Source organism: Streptomyces sp. NBC_01013 (genome assembly GCF_045162765.1).
Classification (GTDB): Bacteria; Actinomycetota; Actinomycetes; order Streptomycetales; family Streptomycetaceae; genus Streptomyces.
Window position 1 is genome coordinate 5,734,543 of record NZ_CP108687.1, and the last position, 21,403, is coordinate 5,755,945.

20 protein-coding genes are annotated in these 21,403 nt (G+C 70.3%); 12 read left to right on the forward strand and 8 right to left on the reverse strand.

Annotated features, from left to right (window positions below):
- Positions 1-26: 26 nt before the first annotated feature.
- From OG538_RS24900 to OG538_RS24920, 5 genes are read left to right on the forward strand one after another with little or no spacing between them, the layout of a single operon-like run.
- The gene (locus tag OG538_RS24900) at positions 27-1,292 is read left to right on the forward strand and encodes a sensor histidine kinase (protein ID WP_406100288.1); all 1,266 of its coding nucleotides are present in this window, start codon (positions 27-29) and stop codon (positions 1,290-1,292) included.
- Positions 1,289-1,972, forward strand: coding sequence for a response regulator (locus OG538_RS24905; protein ID WP_406097116.1), 684 nt, complete (start codon positions 1,289-1,291; stop codon positions 1,970-1,972). The genes OG538_RS24900 and OG538_RS24905 overlap by 4 nt, the downstream gene beginning before the upstream one ends.
- Before the next feature lie 58 nt (positions 1,973-2,030).
- A complete protein-coding gene (recO, locus tag OG538_RS24910; protein WP_406097118.1) occupies positions 2,031-2,777 on the forward strand; it encodes a DNA repair protein RecO in 747 nt (248 codons plus the stop codon).
- Positions 2,778-2,798: 21 nt separating this feature from the next.
- Positions 2,799-3,626, forward strand: a complete 828-nt coding sequence (locus OG538_RS24915) for an isoprenyl transferase (RefSeq protein WP_406097120.1) — start codon at positions 2,799-2,801, stop codon at positions 3,624-3,626.
- A gap of 45 nt (positions 3,627-3,671) precedes the next feature.
- Positions 3,672-4,202: a YcxB family protein gene (locus OG538_RS24920; RefSeq protein WP_406097122.1), complete on the forward strand. Its 531-nt coding sequence runs from the start codon at positions 3,672-3,674 to the stop codon at positions 4,200-4,202.
- 32 nt (positions 4,203-4,234) lie between these two features.
- Here the strand turns inward: OG538_RS24920 and OG538_RS24925 are convergent, their stop codons facing one another.
- The 4 genes from OG538_RS24925 to OG538_RS24940 all read right to left on the reverse strand — a co-directional run bounded on the left by OG538_RS24925 (position 4,235) and on the right by OG538_RS24940 (position 7,477).
- Positions 4,235-4,669: a Fur family transcriptional regulator gene (locus OG538_RS24925; RefSeq protein ID WP_406097124.1), complete on the reverse strand. Its 435-nt coding sequence runs from the start codon at positions 4,667-4,669 to the stop codon at positions 4,235-4,237.
- A 65-nt stretch (positions 4,670-4,734) separates the two neighbouring features.
- On the reverse strand, positions 4,735-5,637 hold the full coding sequence (locus OG538_RS24930) for a metal ABC transporter permease (protein ID WP_406097126.1): 903 nt from the start codon (positions 5,635-5,637) through the stop codon (positions 4,735-4,737).
- Between the two features lie 2 nt (positions 5,638-5,639).
- On the reverse strand, positions 5,640-6,422 hold the full coding sequence (locus OG538_RS24935) for a metal ABC transporter ATP-binding protein (RefSeq protein WP_406097128.1): 783 nt from the start codon (positions 6,420-6,422) through the stop codon (positions 5,640-5,642).
- A 101-nt stretch (positions 6,423-6,523) separates the two neighbouring features.
- Complete coding sequence (locus OG538_RS24940) at positions 6,524-7,477, reverse strand: metal ABC transporter substrate-binding protein (protein ID WP_406097130.1); 954 nt, start codon at positions 7,475-7,477, stop codon at positions 6,524-6,526.
- Between the two features lie 232 nt (positions 7,478-7,709).
- On the opposite strand from OG538_RS24940, the gene OG538_RS24945 reads away from it, so the two are divergent.
- Together OG538_RS24945 and OG538_RS24950 are read left to right on the forward strand one after the other, a co-directional pair.
- A complete protein-coding gene (locus OG538_RS24945) occupies positions 7,710-9,092 on the forward strand; it encodes a glycine--tRNA ligase (protein WP_406097132.1) in 1,383 nt (460 codons plus the stop codon).
- Between the two features lie 100 nt (positions 9,093-9,192).
- Complete coding sequence (locus OG538_RS24950) at positions 9,193-9,399, forward strand: hypothetical protein (protein WP_406097134.1); 207 nt, start codon at positions 9,193-9,195, stop codon at positions 9,397-9,399.
- Positions 9,400-9,445: 46 nt separating this feature from the next.
- On the opposite strand, the gene OG538_RS24955 is transcribed toward OG538_RS24950, so the two are convergent.
- Positions 9,446-10,033, reverse strand: a complete 588-nt coding sequence (locus OG538_RS24955; RefSeq protein ID WP_406097136.1) for a TetR family transcriptional regulator — start codon at positions 10,031-10,033, stop codon at positions 9,446-9,448.
- Between the two features lie 83 nt (positions 10,034-10,116).
- Positions 10,117-11,130 (reverse strand): aldo/keto reductase, encoded by a 1,014-nt coding sequence (locus OG538_RS24960; protein ID WP_406097138.1) that lies wholly within the window; start codon positions 11,128-11,130, stop codon positions 10,117-10,119.
- Positions 11,131-11,555: 425 nt separating this feature from the next.
- On the opposite strand from OG538_RS24960, the gene OG538_RS24965 reads away from it, so the two are divergent.
- Complete coding sequence (locus OG538_RS24965) at positions 11,556-11,798, forward strand: DUF6243 family protein (protein ID WP_406097140.1); 243 nt, start codon at positions 11,556-11,558, stop codon at positions 11,796-11,798.
- Between the two features lie 405 nt (positions 11,799-12,203).
- On the opposite strand, the gene OG538_RS24970 is transcribed toward OG538_RS24965, so the two are convergent.
- Both OG538_RS24970 and bla read right to left on the reverse strand, forming a co-directional pair.
- Positions 12,204-13,703, reverse strand: coding sequence for an MFS transporter (locus tag OG538_RS24970; protein WP_406097142.1), 1,500 nt, complete (start codon positions 13,701-13,703; stop codon positions 12,204-12,206).
- 15 nt (positions 13,704-13,718) lie between these two features.
- Positions 13,719-14,675, reverse strand: coding sequence for a class A beta-lactamase (gene bla / locus OG538_RS24975; protein ID WP_406097144.1), 957 nt, complete (start codon positions 14,673-14,675; stop codon positions 13,719-13,721).
- Positions 14,676-14,805: 130 nt separating this feature from the next.
- On the opposite strand from bla, the gene dusB reads away from it, so the two are divergent.
- The 4 genes from dusB to OG538_RS24995 all read left to right on the forward strand — a co-directional run bounded on the left by dusB (position 14,806) and on the right by OG538_RS24995 (position 21,345).
- Positions 14,806-15,954, forward strand: coding sequence for a tRNA dihydrouridine synthase DusB (gene dusB, locus OG538_RS24980; RefSeq protein ID WP_406097146.1), 1,149 nt, complete (start codon positions 14,806-14,808; stop codon positions 15,952-15,954).
- Positions 15,955-16,505: 551 nt separating this feature from the next.
- Positions 16,506-19,217 carry a pyruvate, phosphate dikinase gene (gene ppdK / locus OG538_RS24985; protein WP_406097148.1) on the forward strand — a complete coding sequence of 904 codons (2,712 nt, stop codon included), beginning with the start codon at positions 16,506-16,508 and terminating at the stop codon, positions 19,215-19,217.
- A gap of 539 nt (positions 19,218-19,756) precedes the next feature.
- The gene (locus OG538_RS24990; protein ID WP_406097150.1) at positions 19,757-20,773 is read left to right on the forward strand and encodes an ArsR/SmtB family transcription factor; all 1,017 of its coding nucleotides are present in this window, start codon (positions 19,757-19,759) and stop codon (positions 20,771-20,773) included.
- A gap of 152 nt (positions 20,774-20,925) precedes the next feature.
- Positions 20,926-21,345: a VOC family protein gene (locus OG538_RS24995; protein WP_406097152.1), complete on the forward strand. Its 420-nt coding sequence runs from the start codon at positions 20,926-20,928 to the stop codon at positions 21,343-21,345.
- Positions 21,346-21,403 lie beyond the last annotated feature (58 nt).

Sequence of the window (21,403 nt, forward strand, 5' to 3'; positions counted from 1 at the left end):
TCCTGGCCGTCGTCAACCGCGACCCCATGCACGCGCCTCACAAGACGCGCACCGACGCCCTCATCGCCGTGGGCGCCGGTGCGCTCTCCGCCACCCTCGCCCTGTCCGCCGGCGACGCCGTCGCGCCCGACGCGCTCGGCTGGCTCCTGCTGCTGGGCAGCGCCGCTCCGCTCGTGTGGCGGCGGCGCAACCCCGTCCTCGTCCTGCTCAGCATGATCCCGCTGCTGATGCTCTACCACGGCCTCGACAACACCCACACGGCTCCGATGCCGCAGACCTGGATCGCGCTCTACACCGTCGCCGTGACCGGCCGCCCGCTGCGCACCCTGCTCACCGGCATCGGTGTGACGTCCGTGATGGTGACGGTGGTGCTCAGCATCGACGCCCATCAGGGACTCGAACTGCTGCGCATCTCCGGGTGGATCGTCGCCGTGCTGTTCTGCGGCGTCGACGTACGCATCTACCGCCAGTACGTCGCCTCGATGCTGGAGCGCGCCGAACGCGCCGAACGCACCCGCGAGGAGGAGGCCCGGCGGCGGGTCGCCGAGGAACGGCTGCGGATCGCCCGGGACCTGCACGACCTGCTGGCCCACAGCATCACCCTCATCGGCGTCCAGACCTCCGTCGCCTCGCACATCCTGACCGTCGACCCGCAGCGGCTCGACCGGGAGGCGATCGCCGCATCCCTGGACGACATCGCGGACACCTGCCGGGAGGCCAGGGCGGAACTCCGGACCACCCTCCAGGTGCTGCGCGACACGGGACACGGCAGCCGTCACGAGGCGGACGGCCCGCTGCCCGATCTGGCCGCGCTGCCCGGACTCGTACGGGCCGCGGAGGCGGCCGGGGCCCGGGTCGACCTGAGGGTGCGCCTCCCGGACGGCCGCCTCGCCCCGGCGACCGGAGCGGCCGCCTACCGGATCGTTCAGGAGTCCCTGACGAACGCGGTACGGCACGCGGGCCCCGGCGTCCGCGTCGTCGTCGCCGTCGAACCCGCCGGCACGGGCGGCCTGCGGGTCACGGTCACCGACGACGGCACCGGCCCGGCGGACAAGGGTTCCACCCCGGCGGACGAGGGCTCCGCCCCCGGCTTCGGCATCGTGGGGATGCGGGAACGGGCCCGCACCGCCGGCGGCACCCTGGACGCCGGACCCCGCCCCGACGGCGGCTTCGAGGTCTCGGCGCTGCTGCCGCACCGGTACCAGGGCGAGGGACAGGCCCCGCAACCGCCGTCCACACCAGCACCCCAGACCTCTGCGCCAAGGGCCCAGGCATCGGAGACCGCCTCATGATCCGCGTACTGCTCGCCGACGACCAGACACTCGTCCGGGCGGCGTTCGCGATGCTCGTCGGCTCCGACCCGGACATGGAGGTCGTCGGTGAGGCCGGCACCGGACTCGAAGCCGTCGCACTCGCCCGCTCCGCCCGCGCCGACCTCGTGGTGATGGACATCCGGATGCCCGAACTCGACGGCATCGAGGCCACGCGCCGCATCGCCGCCGACGAGGACCTGGCCGGGGTGAAGGTCCTGGTCCTGACCACGTACGACACCGACGACCACATCGTCGACGCGCTGCGCGCAGGAGCCTCCGGCTTCCTGGTCAAGGACACCCGGCCCGCCGACCTGCTCGCCGCGATCAGAACCGTGGCCGCGGGTGATTCCCTGCTCTCGCCCGGTCCGACGGCCCGGCTGATCGCCCGGGTCCTCAGCGCGCCGCAGCCCCCGTCCGGTGCCGGAGCGGGCGGCCCCGCCATGCTCTCCGACCGGGAACGCCAGGTCCTCGCCCTCGTCGCACGGGGCCTGAACAACACCGAGATCGCCGAGAGTCTCGGCCTCAGCCCGCTCACGGCCAAGACCCACGTGAGCCGGATCATGGGAAAACTGGGCGCCCGCGACCGGGCCCAGCTGGTGATCGTCGCCTACGAATCCGGGCTCGTCGTGCCCGCGGGCGGCGGCGCGGACGTGAACTGACCGGACCGGGTCGTGGGGCCGGGCCCGCCGGGCGTCCCGCGTACCGGACAATGGAGCCATGAGTTTGTTCCGGGACGACGGCGTGGTGCTCCGCACGCAGAAGCTGGGCGAGGCCGACCGGATCATCACGATCCTGACCCGAGGCCACGGCCGGGTACGGGCCGTCGCACGCGGCGTGCGGCGCACGAAGTCGAAGTTCGGGGCCCGGCTGGAGCCGTTCTCCCACGTGGACGTGCAGTTCTTCGCACGCGGCAGCGAGCTGGTCGGGCGCGGACTGCCGCTCTGCACCCAGAGCGAGACCATCGCCCCGTACGGCGGCGGAATCGTCACGGACTACGGGCGCTACACCGCGGGCACCGCGATGCTGGAGACCGCCGAACGCTTCACCGACCACGAGGGCGAGCCCGCGGTCCAGCAGTACCTCCTGCTGGTGGGCGGCCTGCGCACGCTGGCCCGCGCGGAGCACGAGCCGAACCTCATCCTCGACGCCTTCCTGCTGCGCTCCCTCGCGGTCAACGGCTACGCACCCAGCTTCGTCGACTGCGCCCGGTGCGGAATGCCCGGTCCGAACCGGTTCTTCTCCGTCGCGGCGGGCGGCGTCATATGCGCCGACTGCCGGGTACCCGGCAGCGTCGTACCCTCGGCTGAGGCCGTCACCCTGCTGAGCGCACTGCTCTCCGGCGACTGGGAGACGGCGGACGCGTGCGAGGCGCGTCACGTCAGGGAGGGGAGCGGGCTGGTGTCCGCCTATCTGCACTGGCATCTGGAGCGCGGCCTGCGTTCGCTGCGGTACGTGGAAAAGTGACACAGGGAGACTGAAGAGCTCATGGCAGTACGCGGATTCCTCGGCGGCCGTAACCGGCGCGACTACAAGACCCCGGAGCCGCACCCGTCCGGTGCCGTGCCTCCGAAGATCCCCGGTGAGCTGGTGCCCAAGCACGTCGCCGTCGTGATGGACGGCAACGGCCGCTGGGCCAAGGAGCGCGGTCTGCCGCGCACCGAGGGCCACAAGGTCGGCGAGGGCGTCGTCATGGACGTGCTCAAGGGCTGCATCGAGATGGGCGTCAAGAACCTCTCGCTGTACGCGTTCTCCACCGAGAACTGGAAACGGTCCCCGGACGAGGTCAAGTTCCTCATGAACTTCAACCGGGACGTCATCCGCCGCCGCCGCGACGAGATGGACGAACTCGGCATCCGGATCCGCTGGGTCGGCCGCATGCCGAAGCTGTGGAAGTCCGTCGTCCAGGAGCTCCAGGTCGCCCAGGAGCAGACCAAGGACAACGACAAGATGACGCTGTACTTCTGCGTCAACTACGGCGGCCGCGCCGAGATCGCGGACGCCGCGCAGCGGATCGCCGAGGACGTCGCGGCCGGGAGGCTCGACCCCTCGAAGGTCAACGAGAAGACGTTCGCGAAGTACATCTACTACCCGGACATGCCGGACGTCGACCTCTTCGTCCGCCCCAGTGGCGAACAGCGCACTTCCAACTACCTGATCTGGCAGAGCGCGTACGCCGAGATGGTCTTCCAGGACGTGCTGTGGCCGGACTTCGACCGCCGCGACCTGTGGCGGGCCTGCCTGGAGTTCGCCCAGCGCGACCGGCGCTTCGGCGGTGCGGTGGAAGCGGCGCAGGAGGCGGAGCCGACGGCCTGATCCGCTGCCGGTACGATCACGGCTCTTCACACTTCAGGGGGGGCCATGAGTGAGCAGCAGGGGGCCGTGCACGGTGCGGTCGATTTGAGATACCGCCCGGTGCTCCAGGACTATTCGGCGGCGCTCCGCGCCCGCAACCGGGTCGGTTCGTCGGGTCGGCGGCAGCGGATTCTGGGGGTGGTCACGACGGGCTGTGGCGTCGTGGCCGCCTCGCTGTCTTTGGCGGAAGGCACCGACGTGCCGGTGCTGATGCTGGTGGCGCTGCTGGTCAGCGGTCCGCTACTGCTCCTGAGCCCGTGGCTGATGGCGCGCCAGCTGTTCCGGTTCGTGGGGCGGCAGGGCGAGTTCCGGGTGCGGGTCGAGGAGTCCGGCGTCAGCATCGACACGGACCACTCCAGTGGGGTCATCAAGTGGCAGGCGCAGCCGCGGTACGTGGAGACAGCAGATCTCTTCGTGATGCTCAGCGACGACAAGAACGCCACCGCCCTGACGGTGATAGCCAAGCGCGGCGTCCAGGACCGGTCCGACGTGGACCGCCTGCGTGAGATCTTCGACCGGCACCTGACGAAGGCCTGACGGCCGGAGCCCGGGGGCGCCGCCCCCGGGCTTCACCCCTTGTCGCTCGCGCACTCCACGCACGTACCGAAGACCTCGACCGTGTGCGCCACGTTCACGAAGCCGTGCTGCGCCGCGATGGTCTCGGCCCATGTCTCCACCGCCGGGCCCTCGACCTCGACGGCCTTGCCGCACATCCGGCACACCAGATGGTGGTGATGGTCGCCGGTCGAGCACCGGCGGTAGACGGACTCGCCCTCGGTGGTGCGGAGCACGTCGACCTCGCCCGCGTCCGCGAGGGACTGCAGGGTGCGGTAGACCGTGGTCAGCCCGACCGAGTCGCCGCGGTGCTTGAGCACGTCGTGCAGGTCCTGGGCGCTGCGGAACTCGTCCACCTCGTCGAGCGCCGCCGCCACCGCTGCCCGCTGGCGGGTCGACCGGCCGCGTACAGGTGCCGCGTTCGTTCCACTGATCGGCGCCGTCGCCACAGGAGCCTCCTTGTGTCGCCCGTACGTGTGTCGGGCCATTGTGCCAGTCCGCACCGGCGGCGGGGTCAGGCCGACCGCACAGGTGCGTCGTCCGCGGCCGGGCGGGTGGCCGGTACTTCCAGGGTGCACCGCTCGTCCACCGTTTCGCGCCGGCGGGCACGGATCCGGGCCAGCGGGGCGGCGAGCAGGGTCAGGGCGATGAACACCCCGATGGCCAGCAGCACGATCGTCGCTCCGGGCGGGACGTCCTGGTAGTACGACGTGATGGTGCCGGCCAGGGTCACCGCGACCCCGGTGACGACGGAGAGCACGAAGGTCACCTTGAACGAGCGGGTGATCTGCTGCGCGGCGGCGACCGGGACCACCATCAGGGCGCTGACCAGCAGCAGCCCGACGACCCGCATCGCGACGGTGACGGTGACCGCGGCGGTGACCGCGATCAGCAGGTTCAGCACGCGCACGGGCAGCCCGGTGACCCGGGCGAACTCCTCGTCCTGGCTGACGGCGAACAGCTGCCGCCGCAGTCCCACCGTCACCAGCAGCACGAACGCCGCCAGCACGGCGATCGCGGTGATGTCCTCGGAGGAGACCGTGGACAGCGAGCCGAAGAGGTAGGAGGTGAGGTTGGCGTTGGAGCCGGTGTCGGAGAGGTTGATCAGCAGGACACCGCCCGCCATGCCGCCGTAGAAGAGCATCGCCAGCGCGATGTCGCCGCGGGTGCGTCCGTACCAGCGGATCAGTTCCATGGTGACCGCGCCCACGACGGCGACGGCGGTGGCCATCCAGACCGGGCTGGTGGAGAGCAGGAAGCCGAGGCCGACGCCGGTCATCGCGATGTGGCCGATGCCGTCGCCCATCAGGGCCTGCCGGCGCTGGACCAGGTAGATGCCGACGGCGGGAGCGATGACGCCGACCAGCACGGCGGCGATCAGGGCCCGCTGCATGAAGGGAGGGGTGAGGAATTCCATGATCAGCTCAGCAGTCCCGTCCGGACGGGCTCGGAGGCCGCGTGGGGGTGTACGTGGTCGTGGCCGGGCAGCGCGTGCTGGCCGAGGGCCTTCGGGGGCGGGCCGTCGTGCATCACACAGCCGTCGCGCAGCACGACCGCCCGGTCGATCAGGGGCTCCAGCGGTCCGAGCTCGTGCAGGACGAGCAGCACGGTCGTGCCGGCCGCGACCTGCTCGCCCAGCGTCTCGGCGAGGATCTCCTGGCTGGCCAGGTCGACGCCGGCCATCGGCTCGTCCATGATCAGCAGCTCGGGTTCACAGGCCAGCGCGCGGGCGATCAGGACGCGCTGGTGCTGACCGCCGGAGAGGGCGTCCACCGAATCCTTGGCACGCTCGGCGAGGCCGACGAGCGCGATGGCGCGGTCGACGGCGGCCCGGTCGGCCCTGCGGGGCAGTCCCAGCTTGGTGCGGGACAGCCGCCCCGAGGAGACGACCTCGCGGATCGTGGCGGGCACACCACCGGCCGCCGTGGTGCGCTGCGGTACGTAGCCGACCCGGGCCCAGTCGCGGAACCGGCGCAGTGGGGTACCGAAGAGATCGACGGTTCCGCCGGTGAGGGGGACCTGGCCGATGACGGAGCGCACGGCGGTCGACTTGCCGGAACCGTTGGCGCCGAGCAGGGCGACGACCTCGCCGCGGCGCACGGTCAGGTCGATGCCACGCAGCACGGGGCGTGCGCCGAGGGTGGCCGTGGCGTCGCGTACGACGATCACGGGTTCGGGTGTGGAGCCCTGGGGCTCGGGCATGAGCGCCTCCGGTGCTGCTGCCGCGCGGTTCGGGTCGGCCGGGTGGGCCGGGTCTGTGGGGCCGGTGGGATCAGTAGGGCTGGTGGGTCCGGTGGGGTCGCTCACTTCGCGCCGAGGGCCTTCTGCAGCGCGATGAGGTTGGACTCCATGACCTCGATGTAGTCATCGCCCTTGGACTTGCCGGTGATTCCCTCCAGCGGATCCAGGACGTCGGTCTTCAGGCCGGTGTCCCGGGCGACGGTCTTGGCCGTCTTGTCACTGGCGAGCGTCTCGAAGAAGACGGTGGTGACCTTCTTCTCCTGCGCGATCGAGTGCAGGGCGCTGATCCGGGCGGGGCTGGGCTCGGCCTCGGGGTCGATGCCGGCGATGCCCTCCTGTGTGAGGCCGTAGCGCTCGGCCAGGTACCCGAAGGCGGAGTGGGTGGTGATGAACGTCTTGGTGGCGGTGTTCTTCAGCCCCTTCTCGTACGCGGTGTCGAGCGCGTCGAGCTTGGCGACCAGAGCGTCGGTGTTCTTGCGGTAGTCCGCGGCGTGGTCGGGGTCGGCCTTCTCCAGGGACTTCCCGACCCCCTTGGCGACCTGGGCGTACTTCACCGGGTCCAGCCAGATGTGCGGGTCGGCGCCGGCCTCCTCGCCCTCGTGCTCGTGGCCGTGCTCCTCGCCGCCGACCTCGGCGCCGTGGTCCTCCAGCGTGGTGAGCTTCGCGGCGTCGACGGTGTGCTCGGACTCGGAGAGCTTGATCGCGTCGTCGACGGCAGGCTGGAGGCCCTTGAGGTAGAGGATGTAGTCCGCGTCGCTGAGGCCGCCGACCTCCCGCGGGCTGAGCTCCAGGTCGTGCGGCTCCACGCCCGGCTTGGTCAGCGTGGAGACGGAGACGTGGTTCCCGCCGATCTGCTCGGCCAGGAACTGCATCGGGTAGAAGGACGCCACCACGTTCAGCTTGTCGCCGCTCTTGTGGTCGGCGGCGTCGGACGCCGAGCAGGCGGTGAGGGCCGTGAGGCCGAGGGCAACTGCTCCGGCGACGGCTGTGGCGGGTATGAGGCGGCGTACGTTCATGACAGTCATTTTCAACAAAAGTGGAAACGATTGTCAACAAGGCTGATGAGATGCCCTCGGGCCGGACCGCTCGGCGGGCCGCACGAGGGACCGGTCCGATACCGATTTGATCGAAGGGGCGTGCCCGCCGGTAATCTGAGGCATTCGCCCACCCGTCTCCCGACCACCACCCCACACCGAGGCGCTTCGGGCCCACCCTGTCCAATTTCGTCGTCGTAATGAAGAGAGCACCGTGGCCGCCGACAAGATCGACTCCATCGTCAGCCTGAGCAAGCGCCGTGGCTTCGTCTACCCCTGCAGTGAGATCTACGGTGGCCAGCGCGCCGCCTGGGACTACGGGCCGCTGGGTGTTGAGCTCAAGGAGAACCTCAAGCGTCAGTGGTGGCGCTACATGGTCACCTCGCGCGAGGACGTGGTCGGACTCGACTCGTCGGTCATCCTGGCCCCCGAGGTGTGGGTGGCCTCCGGCCACGTCGCCACGTTCTCCGACCCGCTGACCGAGTGCACCTCCTGCCACAAGCGCTACCGCGCGGACCACCTGGAGGAGGCGTACGAGGAGAAGCACGGCAAGCCGCCGGTCAACGGCCTCGCCGACCTCAACTGCCCCAACTGTGGCAACAAGGGCACCTTCACCGAGCCCAAGCAGTTCTCCGGCCTGCTCTCCACGCACCTCGGCCCGACCCAGGACTCCGGCTCGGTGGCCTATCTGCGCCCCGAGACCGCCCAGGGCATCTTCACCAACTTCGGCCAGGTGCAGCAGACCTCGCGCAAGAAGCCGCCCTTCGGTATCGCGCAGATGGGCAAGTCCTTCCGGAACGAGATCACTCCGGGCAACTTCATCTTCCGCACGCGCGAGTTCGAGCAGATGGAGATGGAGTTCTTCGTCAAGCCGGGCGAGGACGAGCAGTGGCAGGAGTACTGGATGGAGCAGCGCTGGAACTGGTACACCGGCCTCGGCATGCGCGAGGAGAACATGCGGTGGTTCGAGCACCCCGCGGAGAAGCTCTCCCACTACTCCAAGCGCACCGCTGACATCGAGTACCGCTTCCGCTTCGGCGGCAGCGAGTGGGGCGAGCTGGAGGGCGTCGCCAACCGCACGGACTACGACCTCAAGGCGCACTCCAAGGCGTCCGGCACCGACCTGCAGTTCTACGACCAGGAGGCCGGCGAGCGCTGGACCCCCTACGTCATCGAGCCCGCGGCCGGTGTCGGCCGCGCGATGCTGGCCTTCCTCCTGGACGCCTACATCGAGGACGAGGCGCCCAACGCCAAGGGCGTCATGGAGAAGCGCACCGTGATGCGCCTCGACCCGCGCCTGGCGCCGGTCAAGGTCGCCGTCCTGCCCCTGTCCCGCAACCCGCAGCTCTCGCCGAAGGCCAAGGGCCTGGCGGCCGACCTGCGGCAGAACTGGAACATCGAGTTCGACGACGCCGGCGCCATCGGCCGCCGCTACCGCCGTCAGGACGAGATCGGTACGCCGTTCTGCGTCACCGTCGACTTCGACACCCTCGACGACAACGCGGTGACCGTGCGCGAGCGCGACACCATGAAGCAGGAGCGGGTCTCGCTGGACCAGATCCAGGCGTACCTCGGCGCCCGTCTGCTCGGCTGCTGACGCGTCGCACCCGCTTCATCCGCTGAACGAAGCCCCCGGTTCCCCTTACGGGGCCGGGGGCTTCGTGCACACTGGGCACACTCGTCCACAGGAGGCCCGGATGCCGTCCATGACCACGAGCAAGGTCAGCAGATGGGACCAGCACGGCCGTGAACACGTCGTTCACGTGAAGAAGTCGGGGGTGCAGCGGCAGCTGACCTGCGATACCTGCGACTGGCGCAAGGCGGTGCAGTTCCTGCCCTGGCTCAAGGCCGAGGAACACCTCGCCGAGGCCCACCAGGCGACGGTCGACCCGACGGCGACATAGCGGGCGAGGCGCCCTGGGGCCGGTCCACCGGGCCCGCGCACCGCCCTCAGGCGCGCAGGCCGCGCAGCAGGAGGTCCGAGACGGCGGTGAACTCGGCGGCGATGGCGGGCTTCTGCCACTCCGCGGCGTACGCCGGGTCATGGAAGCGCGCTGTCGCGTCGAAGACGGCCTGGGCGCTGGCCGCTGGGTCCTGCGCGGCGAACTGCCCCTCTCGCACCCCCTCTTCGATGATCTCCCGCAACTGGCCGACCAGTTCACGGATGTGGTCCTCGACGACGGTGCTTTCGCCCATCAGTACCTCGTACGTGGCGAACAGCTCGGGATCGTCGCCCGCCTTGTGCCGTTTGGCCTCGAACAGCGTCTCCAGCCACTGCCGCAGCTTCTCCGGAGCCGGCTGGGCGGCGGCGTGCAGGATCTCGGTGAGCGCCAGCTCCGTACGTGTCAGCCAGCGGCCGGTCACGGCCTCGCGCAGGGCGGCCTTGGTACGGAAGTGGCGGTAGACGCTGCCGTGGCTGACACCGAGTGCGCGGGCCACGTCGACCACGGTCGCCTTGGCGGGCCCGTACCGGCGCAGCACGTCCTCGGTGGCTTCGAGGATGCGCTCGGGAGTCAGCGGGTCGGACGGCGGCGTCATGGCGGTGGGCTGCCTTTCGGGGGGTCGTGCCGGGAGGGGCCGGAAGCGGGGCGGGCCGCACCCCAGCTGACCGTACCCGGAGGTCAGCGCTCGCTGTCCAGGTGGGCCATCTGGTTGTCGGGGTAGCGGGCGCCCGCGGCCGCACCGGCAGGGACGGCCTCCTCGATGGCGGCCAGGTCGGCCGCGTCCAGCCGCACGTCCAGGGAGCCGAGAGCCTCGGTGAGCCGGTCGCGGCGGCGCGCACCCACCAGCGGCACGATGTCCGTGCCCTGGGCAAGGACCCAGGCGATGGCCGTCTGTGCGACCGTGACGCCTTTCTGCTCGGCGATCTTGCGCAGTGCGTCGACCAGGTCGAGGTTGTGCTGGAGGTTCGCGTCCTGGAAGCGGGGGCTCATGGACCGGAAGTCGCCGGCGGCCAGCTCGCGGTCGCGGGTGAAGTGGCCGCTGATCAGGCCCCGGGAGAGCACTCCGTAGGCCGTGATGCCGATGCCCAGCTCGCGGCAGGCGGGCAGGATCTCCGCCTCGATGGAGCGGGAGATCAGGGAGTACTCGATCTGCAGGTCGCAGACCGGGGTCACGGACGCCGCCCGCCGGATCGTGTCCGCGCCGACCTCGGAGAGTCCGACGTGGCGGACGTGGCCCGCCTCGACGAGCTCCGCGATGGCACCGACGGTCTCCTCGATCGGGACGTCGGGGTCGAGGCGGGCGATGCGGTAGACGTCGATGTGGTCCGTGCCCAGCCGTTGCAGGGAGTACGCCGCGAAGTTCTTCACGGCTGCCGGCCGGCCGTCGTATCCGGTGAAGCCGCCTTCCACGGTCCGCAGGGCGCCGAACTTCACACTGGTCAAAGCCTGTTCGCGTGCTGCGGCGGGGGCGGTGCGCAGGGCCTCGTTGATCAGCAGCTCGTTGTGCCCCATGCCGTAGAAGTCGCCGGTGTCCAGCAGCGTGATGCCGGCGTCGAGAGCGGCATGGATGGTGGCGATCGATTCGGCACGGTCGGTCTCGCCGTACAGGGCGGACATGCCCATGCAGCCGAGGCCGAGCGCGGAGATCTGGGGGCCGGTGGAGCCGAGGGTGCGGGTGGCGAGGGTGGTCATGGGGAACTCCCGGTGGCGGGCTCGTCGGGTGGACGGGCGGTGGGTGGGCGTGGCCGAACGGCTCGGAAGGCGGCACGGGAGGGGCCAGGCCGCCGTGTCATTCCGTAGGTCCACCATGGCATGCGGGATGACAGATTTCAATATCTGTCAGTCCATGTTCCCTCGGGAAGGTGAGTGAGGGGCGGCCGGAGGGTGGGTGAGGGCCGGCCGGAGGGTGAGCCGGGGCCGCCCTCCGTTGCGCGTCCGTCCACGTTCGGGGGTCCGAAAATCCGGTGCTGGGGCCACGCGGCGCGGGGTACCTTTGCCGCATGTATTCGTTCTTCCAGATCTACGAGTGAGAGCGCGGCGGGTCCGACCACCCGCTGCCCACCGGACCGATCCAGGGTCTTCTCAGACCTCACTTTCACCACGAATGGGAGAACCCCGTGGCCAAGAGCCGTAACAACCTTCTCGGCGTCGGCGGACAGCGCAAGAAGGTGTCCCGCGCCGAGCAGCAGGGCGCCGGCGCCGGGCGCGACGCCGACCGCAGGACGGCTGCCGAGCAGAAGGCGGAGCTGCTGCGCAAGATGCGCGAGCGCGCCGCCGGGACAGAGACCGAGCAGTCGGACGCCCCCGCCGCCCCGGCCGAGCAGGACGCCCCGGAGCAGGACGCGCCCGCCCAGAGCTGACGCCTCCTCCTCCCGGAGACCGGAGCTGACGCCTCCTGGCGGAGAGCAGTTCCCTCCTCCTCGCGGAGGCCGGAGCTGACGCCTCCTGGCGGAGAGCAGCTCGCATCACCCGTACGAACGTGGGCCCGGAGCACCTCAGGTGTTCCGGGCCCACACCCGTATCGGCGCCGCGCCCGGTCGCACGCCAAAGGGCGTCGGCGAGGTGATCCCGACCCCGGCCGACGGGTGGCAGTTCTCGCTCATGCGTGTCGGCGCGCGTCGGCGACGGATCGAGTGCTCCGGCACGTTACCGCCGGGTGCCGGGCTTCGATGACGGAGCACGTCGCCGTCGGGTGCCGGGCTTCGATGACGGAGCACGTCGCCGAAACTTCGCGGAAGGGACCGGGTGAACGGGCTGAAGCGCCTTCAGGCCCTGGTGCCCGACGGCGAGGACTGACCCGCAGGTGCGCCGGGCGGGGCCACGGCCGTGGACTCCTCCAGCCGTTCAGCGGTCCGGCGGGCGGTGCCCCGGGCCCAGCGCCCGCTGCTCACCGCGCCGACCAGCAGGACGCACACCCCGCAGCCGGTGATGATCCACCAGGCGGCCCTGCTCGCCGCGACGAAGTCGCCCGCCGACCCGTTGCCGTACGAGGAACCGGCCTCGGCCACCCCCGCCGCCAGGACGGCGCCGATCACGGCGACGCCCAGCGTCTGGCCGATCTGACGGCTGGTCGAGGCGATCGCCGCGGCGACGCCCGCCTGCGATCGGGGCATGCCGGACACTGCGGTGTTGGTGATGGGCGCGTTGACCGCACCGAATCCGAGGCCGAACAGCACATAGGCGGTGAACATCGAGGCCGTGCCGGTCTCCGCGTCGAACGCCGCGAACATCAGCCCGCTCACCGCGATCGCGACGCCCGCGACCAGGAGCGGGATGCGCGGCCCGCGACTGGCGACGAGCCGCCCCGAGAACGGCGACAGGACACAGACCACGGCCGCCATCGGCAGCATGTAGAGACCCGCGTCGAGTGCGCTGAGGCCCCGTACGTCCTGCAGATAGAGGGTGTTGAGGAAGAGGAAGCCGCCCAGGGCGGCGAAGGCGCTGACCGCGATGACGGTGGCCCCGCTGAAGGGGGCGCTGCGGAAGAAGCGCAGATCGATGAGCGGGTCGGCGCGCCGGGCCTCGTACACCAGCAGGCCGGTCAGGGAGGCCACCGCGAGCGCGGCGAAGAGCAGGATCTCCGCCGAGGCCCATCCCTTCTGCGGCGCCTCGATGATCGCGTACGTCAGCGAGCCCAGCAGCGTGATCACCAGCAGCTGGCCCACCGGATCGGTGCGGCGGGCCTTCGCGGCGCGGGACTCGGAGACGTAGCGCCAGGTCAGCAGCAGTGCGGCGATGCCGATCGGCAGGTTGATCCAGAAGATCGACCGCCAGCCGACCGAGTCGACAAGGAGGCCGCCGACCACCGGCCCCGCTGCCATGGAGACGCCGACGACAGCGCCCCAGACCCCGATCGCCCGGGCACGTTCGCGGGGGTCGGTGAAGGTGTTGGTGATGATCGACATCGCCACCGGGTTGAGCATGGACCCGCCGACGGCCTGCACCATCCGGAACGCGATGAGCGCCTCCAGGCTGGGAGCCAGCGAGCAGAGCGCCGATCCCGCGGTGAACAGGACGAGGCCGGCCATGAAGACCTTGCGCCGGCCGATCCGGTCGGCGGTGGAACCCGCGAGCATCAGCAGGGAGGCAAGGACGAGCGTGTACGCGTCGATCGTCCACTGCATCCCTGCGACGCTCGCATCCAGGTCGTGGCGCATGGCGGGCAGGGCGACGTTGAGGACGGTGTTGTCGAGGCTGACGATCAGGAGACTCATGCAGCAGATCGCCAGTACGAGCATCCGCCGTCGGTGGCTCAGCTCAGGCATGCATGGATAGTACGGCTAACTAACGACTTCCGCTGCCAGTACCTCGGCCACCCCGGCCACCAGCGGGTGATCGCCCGCCGCATCCGCCGCGGGCTTGGTCGTCAGCACCGCCAGCACCACGGGGACCCCGTCAGGCGTCCAGGCGACGCCCACGTCGTTGCAACTGCCGTACGAACCGCCGCCGGTCTTGTCCGCGACCGTCCACTCCGGCGGCAGCCCCTTCCGGAGGCGGGTCCCACTGGTCCGGCAGTTCAGCAGCCAGCCGGTCAGCCGCTCGCGGTCGCGGGGCTCCAGCACGTTTCCGAGCACGAGCCGCGCGTAGTCGCGGGCGATGGCGGCCGGGGTGGTGGTGTCCGTACGCCGCTGGGGCTCGGCGGAATTGAGATCCGGCTCCCAGCGGTCGAGCCGCGTCGTCGGGTCGCCGATCGAGCGGCTGAAACGGGTGATCGCCCGCGGCCCGCCGAGCTCGCGCAGCAGCAGGTTGCCCGCGGTGTTGTCGCTGTCGCAGATGGCGGCGTCGCAGAGCTGGGCGACGGTCAGCCCGCTCGCGATGTGTTCCGGGGTGTCGGTGATCGGGGAATCGACCACGCAGTCCGCCTTCGTGTAGCGGACGAGCCGGCCGAGCACCTCGCCGTCCCGGTCGAGATCCCTCAGGACGGCCGCGGCTGCGAGCGTCTTGAACGTGGAGAGGACGGGGAACCGCTCATCGGCCCGGTGGCGGACGGCGGCCCCGGTGGCCAGGTTGTACGCGAACGCGCCGACCCGGGCGCCGTGGACGCGTTCCAGCTCGAGCAGCCGGGAGGACGCCGGTCCGGCCGTGCGCGCGGCGGCCCGGGAGGGGCCCGCGGCGGCGACGAGCAGCGCACCGGCCGCCCCTGCCGTGCCCAGCGAGAGCAGGGCGCGGCGGGTGGGGGCCGCCCCGGCTGCGGGGGCCGTCGGTACGGTCCGGTCTAAGGATCGGGTGGAGCTCATGGTGGTCATGCCCTTCGGTCGCTGTATCGGTACCAGCCCTCACGCTACGTGCGGCGGCCGGCGACGGGCCCACGCACCCCGGGCGGTCTCCGCCGCCGGAGCAGTTCCCGGCGTACGCGACAATGGGGGAATGACCACGCTCGCCCCCTCGCCCCAGCTGCTCCGCATCGGCCCGCACACCGTGCAGCCGCCGGTGGTCCTGGCCCCCATGGCCGGCATCACCAACGCGCCCTTCCGCACCCTGTGCCGGGAGTTCTCGGGCGGCAAGGGGCTGTTCGTCAGTGAGATGATCACGACGCGGGCCCTGGTCGAGCGCAACGAGAAGACCATGCAGCTCATCCGCTTCGACGCGAGCGAGACCCCGCGCTCGATCCAGCTGTACGGAGTGGACCCGGTGACGGTCGGCAAGGCCGTCCGCATGATCGTCGACGAGGACCTCGCCGACCACATCGACCTGAACTTCGGCTGCCCGGTCCCCAAGGTCACCCGCAAGGGCGGCGGATCGGCGCTCCCGTACAAGAGGCCGCTGCTGCGCGCGATCCTCAACCAGGCCGTCTCGAACGCCGGCGACCTGCCGGTCACCATCAAGATGCGCAAGGGCATCGACGACGACCACATCACCTTCCTCGACGCCGGCCGGATCGCGGTCGAGGAAGGGGTCACGGCCGTCGCCCTGCACGGCAGGACGGCCGCCCAGCACTACGGCGGCACCGCCGACTGGGACGCCATCGCCCGGCTCAAGGAACACGTCCCCGAGATCCCCGTCCTCGGCAACGGCGACATCTGGTGTGCGGACGACGCCCTGCGGATGATGCGCGAGACCGGCTGCGACGGCGTGGTCGTGGGCCGCGGCTGCCTGGGCCGTCCCTGGCTCTTCGGCGATCTGGTGAGCGCGTTCGAGGGTACGGAGACGAGGCAGGCACCCACTCTGCGCACCGTCGCGGACGTCATGCTGCGGCACGCGACCCTGCTGGGGGAGTGGATCGGTGACGAGACCCGCGGCGTGATCGACTTCCGCAAGCACGTGGCCTGGTACCTGAAGGGCTTCGCGGTCGGCTCCGAGATGCGCAAGAAGCTGGCGGTCACCTCGTCGCTGGAGGAGCTCGGCTCCCAGCTGCACGAGCTGGAGCTGGACCAGCCGTGGCCCGACGGCGCCGACGGCCCGCGCGGACGCACGTCGGGCAACAACCGGGTGGTCCTCCCGGACGGCTGGCTGAAGGACCCGTACGACTGCGCCGGTGTCAGTGCGGACGCGGAACTGGACACGTCCGGCGGTTGACAGTCCGCCCTGCGGGAGGGGCACCGGGTGCCCCTCCCACGGTAGTGCTCATTTGAGCGTGAAATTCGGCAAGAATTGGCCAGCTGGGCCGAGAAGTGACGTTCCACGTGTCCGTGAGGTGCTCCCAGCTACCCCTGTGTGAGCAACGGCCCACGGTCAGCCACCTGGAAGGCGTCCGGATGGTGACATCTGAGCGGCGGTCGCGGCGTGATTCTCGCCACCCTGAGATGAGTGTCGCTCACATGAGCGCGCCTGAACAGGCTGCACTTCTCAAATGATGGCACTGGGTGCCAGGTGCCTCCACTTCGACCGATCACCGGATTCGCTACCCGGCGTCAGCGATTTCGCGCCCATGTGGAGCGCTCCGTAGTCATGTGTTCAATGTTTGAACGCATGGCGGGGGTGGGTTCGCCCGTGGGCTTACTTTCGATCTGCTGGCGGACGGGTGGTTGAGGCCGCATGACGCGCATGCGGACGTACCGAGACACCTTCGATCTGGGTATGTTCCTCGCCGTCAGGGCAGCCACCGCGTCGTCGAGGAGTCGAGACTCGTGTCGGAAAACGAAGACCTTCAGAAGTTCGTCTACGACTTCACCGAGGGCAACAAGGAACTGAAGGACCTTCTGGGCGGGAAGGGTGCGAACCTCGCCGAGATGACCAACCTCGGGCTTCCCGTCCCTCCGGGTTTCACCATCACCACCGAGGCCTGCAAGGTCTACCTCGACAGCGGCGAGGAGCCGGCGGCCCTGCGCGACGAGGTGAGTGCGCACCTCGACGCCCTTGAGGCGCGGATGGGCAAGAAGCTCGGCCAGGCCGACGACCCCCTGCTGGTCTCCGTCCGCTCCGGCGCCAAGTTCTCGATGCCCGGCATGATGGACACGGTCCTCAACATCGGCCTCTCCGACGCCTCCGTCGTCGGTCTCGTCGCCCAGTCGGGCGACGAGCGGTTCGCGTGGGACTCCTACCGCCGCCTGATCCAGATGTTCGGCAAGACCGTCCTCGGGGTCGACGGCGACCTCTTCGAGGAGGCCCTGGAGGCCGCCAAGGAGGCCAAGGGCGTCACCGTCGACGTGGACCTCGACGCGGGCGACCTGAAGAAGCTGGTCAAGCAGTTCAAGAAGATCGTCACGCGGGACGCAGGACGTGACTTCCCGCAGGACCCCCGCGAGCAGATGGACCTGGCCATAAAGGCGGTCTTCGACTCGTGGAACACCGACCGGGCCAAGCTCTACCGTCGTCAGGAGCGCATCCCCGGCGACCTCGGCACCGCGGTCAACGTCTGCTCCATGGTCTTCGGCAACCTCGGCCCCGACTCCGGTACGGGTGTCGCGTTCACCCGTGACCCCGCCAGCGGCCACCAGGGCGTGTACGGCGACTACCTGCAGAACGCGCAGGGCGAGGACGTCGTCGCGGGCATCCGCAACACCGTGCCGCTCGCCGAGCTGGAGTCCATCGACAAGAAGTCGTACGACCAGCTGATGCAGATCATGGAGACGCTGGAGACCCACTACAAGGACCTCTGCGACATCGAGTTCACCATTGAGCGCGGTCAGTTGTGGATGCTCCAGACCCGTGTCGGCAAGCGCACCGCCGGCGCCGCCTTCCGGATCGCCACCCAGCTCGTCGACCAGGGGCTCATCGACGAGGCCGAGGCGCTTCAGCGCGTCAACGGGGCTCAGCTCGCGCAGCTGATGTTCCCGCGCTTCGACGACGAAGCGAAGACCGAGCGGCTGGGCCGCGGCATCGCCGCCTCGCCGGGCGCCGCGGTCGGCAAGGCCGTCTTCGACTCGTACACCGCGGTCAAGTGGTCCCGCTCCGGCGAGAAGGTCATCCTCATCCGCCGTGAGACCAACCCGGACGACCTCGACGGCATGATCGCCGCCGAGGGCATCCTGACCTCGCGCGGCGGCAAGACCTCGCACGCCGCCGTCGTCGCCCGGGGTATGGGCAAGACCTGTGTCTGCGGGGCGGAGGACCTGGAGGTCGACACCAAGCGCCGGCGGATGACGGTGGGCGGGCGGGTCATCGAGGAGGGCGACGTCGTCTCCATCGACGGCTCGACCGGCAAGGTGTACCTGGGCGAGGTCCCCGTCGTACCGTCGCCGGTCGTCGAGTACTTCGAGGGCCGGATGCACGCGGGCGCCGACGACGCCGACGAGCTGGTCGCCGCCGTGCACCGGATCATGGCGTACGCGGACCGGGTGCGCCGGCTGCGGGTGCGGGCCAACGCGGACAACGCCGAGGACGCCCTGCGGGCCCGCCGCTTCGGTGCCCAGGGCATCGGGCTGTGCCGCACCGAGCACATGTTCCTCGGTGAGCGCCGCGAGATGGTCGAGAAGCTGATCCTGGCCGACACCGACCAGGAGCGCGAGACGGCCCTGGAGCAGCTGCTGCCGCTCCAGAAGGCCGACTTCATCGAGCTCTTCGAGGCGATGGACGGACTGCCCGTCACCGTACGGCTGCTGGACCCGCCGCTGCACGAGTTCCTGCCCGACATCACCGAGCTCTCGGTCCGGGTGGCGCTCGCGGAGTCCCGCAAGGATGCCAACGAGAACGATCTGCGGCTGCTGCAGGCCGTGCACAAGCTGCACGAGCAGAACCCGATGCTCGGTCTGCGCGGGGTCCGGCTCGGACTGGTCATCCCCGGTCTGTTCGCCATGCAGGTGCGGGCGATCGCCGAGGCCGCCGCCGAACGCAAGAACGCCAAGGGCGACCCGCGCGCGGAGATCATGATCCCGCTCGTCGGTACGGTGCAGGAGCTGGAGATCGTCCGCGAGGAGGCCGACCGGGTCATCGCGGAGGTCCAGGCGGCGACGGGCACGAACCTCAAGCTGAAGATCGGCACGATGATCGAGCTGCCGCGCGCCGCTCTGACCGCCGGGCAGATCGCCGAGGCCGCGGAGTTCTTCTCCTTCGGCACCAACGACCTGACGCAGACGGTGTGGGGCTTCTCCCGTGACGACGTGGAGGCCTCGTTCTTCACCGCCTACCTGGAGAAGGGCATCTTCGGGGTGTCGCCGTTCGAGACGATCGACAAGGACGGCGTGGGCTCGCTGGTGCGCAGCGCGGTCGCGGCCGGCAAGGCGACCCGTCCCGACATGAAGCTCGGCGTCTGCGGCGAGCACGGCGGCGACCCCGAGTCGGTGCACTTCTTCCACGAGGTGGGGCTGGACTACGTCTCCTGCTCACCGTTCCGCATTCCGGTGGCCCGCCTGGAGGCGGGCCGGGCGGCCGCGCAGTCGCGGGGCAGCGACAGCCGCTGAGCCGGCAGAGCCACTGATTCCGCGGGCTGCCGCAGGACCGGACGACCCTCATCGGTCGGGCGGCGGGCGCGGAATTCCCTGAGGCGGCGGCACCCTGTGCGGGGGTGCCGCCGCCTCGTCATGTCCACGGACTTCTGTCCGGTGGCGGCATCGCCCCCGCGCCGCGGGGGGAAAGTGAGCGCTTTCTGCAATACGCGGCACTCCGGGCTGCTTCATTGCTTCGTTTAATGCGCAAAGAGATGGGTGGAAACGGACCGGGGTGCGGCCCAGGGATCCCCATCCCTGGGCCGCACCCGGCTTACCCCCGTCGGGTGCGGAGCCGCACCGTCACCAACCGCCGCCGAACGAGCAAAACCCCCCACGGCCTTCACTCGCTCTTCCGGTGGCTCCGGAATCGCACCCGACGTCGTACAGCCTTTCGGGTGACGGTGGGTCGGGGCGAGACGTTTCACCTCTGGCCGAAACCCCGTGGTGACGTGTAGTTACCCTTCGCATACTCTGAAGCGGGGGCGATTGCAGGTGCAAGGGGTGGGGGTTCGGTGCTGCGTATCCATGTCTCCGGATGGGACCTTTCAAAGGTGCGGATGGCCACAGGGCCGGACGCATTATGGGAGACCATTCTCAGTTTTCACCGGCTGAGAGACCGGCGGGCTTCCACGGTGTTCGGTAAATGGCGCTCCGAGGCGCGGCCGCGGTTGAATGGTGACGTTCGCCTGCTGTCCGCCGTGGTTCCACCGCGCGGCTATTTCCCGGACTTTCTGACGCCTTCCCAGGAAGGCGCCGAACCGATGGACTTCACCACCGGTATGGAGGCCCTGCGCGACACCCCTCCCGAGCGCCTGCGGGCCGAACTGGCGGTGCTGGGCGCCCAGGAAGCCGTCGGCGGCCGCGGCGTGGCCCGGCGTGCGCCCCGTCCCGTGCCACTGGACATGCTGGGTGAGGGGCGCGCCGAGCCCCTGGGGCGGCTCATCGGCGTCCTGCGTGCCTACCACCGGGCCGCTGTCGAGCCGTACTGGCCGCACATCCAGGCCAGCATCGAAGCCGACCGCGCCCTCCGTGGCCGCGCACTCCTGGACGGTGGCGCCGACGAACTGCTGGCCTCACTCCCGCCGGTGATCCGCTGGCGGGCCCCCGTACTGGAGGCGGACTACCCGGTCGACCGTGAACTCCACCTGGACGGCCGCGGCCTGCTCCTCCAGCCGTCGTTCTTCTGCCGCGGGACCCCGGTCGTCTACCGCGATCCGCTGCTCCCGCCGGTGCTCGTCTACCCCGTCACCCACGCCGCCGCCCCGGCCTTCGCCGTGCCGGGCCCCTGGCTCGGCCGGCTGCTCGGGAACACCCGATCGACGGTTCTGAGGGTCATAGGCGACGGCTGCACGACCAGCGAGCTCGCCCGGCGGGCCGGAGTGTCCCTCGCCTCGGCCAGCCAGCACGCCTGTGTGCTGCGCGAGGCGGGCCTGGTGCACACCCTGCGCCACGGCAGCTCGGTCCTGCACACGCTCACCCCGCTGGGCGGCTCGCTGCTGCGGGGCGGTGCGCCGATCGCCGTGTCGTGAGCCCCGGCCGGTTCCGGGGAGGTTTTCCGTCCGGCGCCGCGCGGCAAGGATTCTTCGTCCGGCGCCGATGAGTTTCCGGCGGACCCGGCGTCTACCTGTCGTAACGCGTTCGAGAAGCGCACCCGGAGCACCACCGAGAGAGCGAGACGACCATGCCTCAGATGATCTTCGTGAACCTGCCGGTCAAGGACCTGGAGACGACCAAGGGCTTCTTCGACAAGCTGGGCTACTCCTTCAACCCCCAGTTCAGCGACGAGCACACCGCCTGTCTCGTCATCAGCGACACGATCTTCGTCATGCTCATGGAGGAGCCGCGCTTCAAGGACTTCACCAAGAAGGAGATCACGGACGCCTCGACGCACACCGAGGTGATCCTGGCGCTGAGCGCCGACAGCCGCGAGAAGGTGGACGAGTTGGCGGACACCGCGCTCGCCTCCGGCGGATCGCCCGCCAACGAGACCCAGGACCTCGGCTTCATGTACGGCCGCTCCTTCCAGGACCCGGACCACCACATCTGGGAGGTCGTCTGGATGGACCCGGCGGCGGTCGAGGCCGGCGGTCAGCAGGCCTGAACGGCGGCGGAGGACGCCGCGCGGCGCCGGTGGCGGCGCCGCGCGCGAGAGGCCCCGT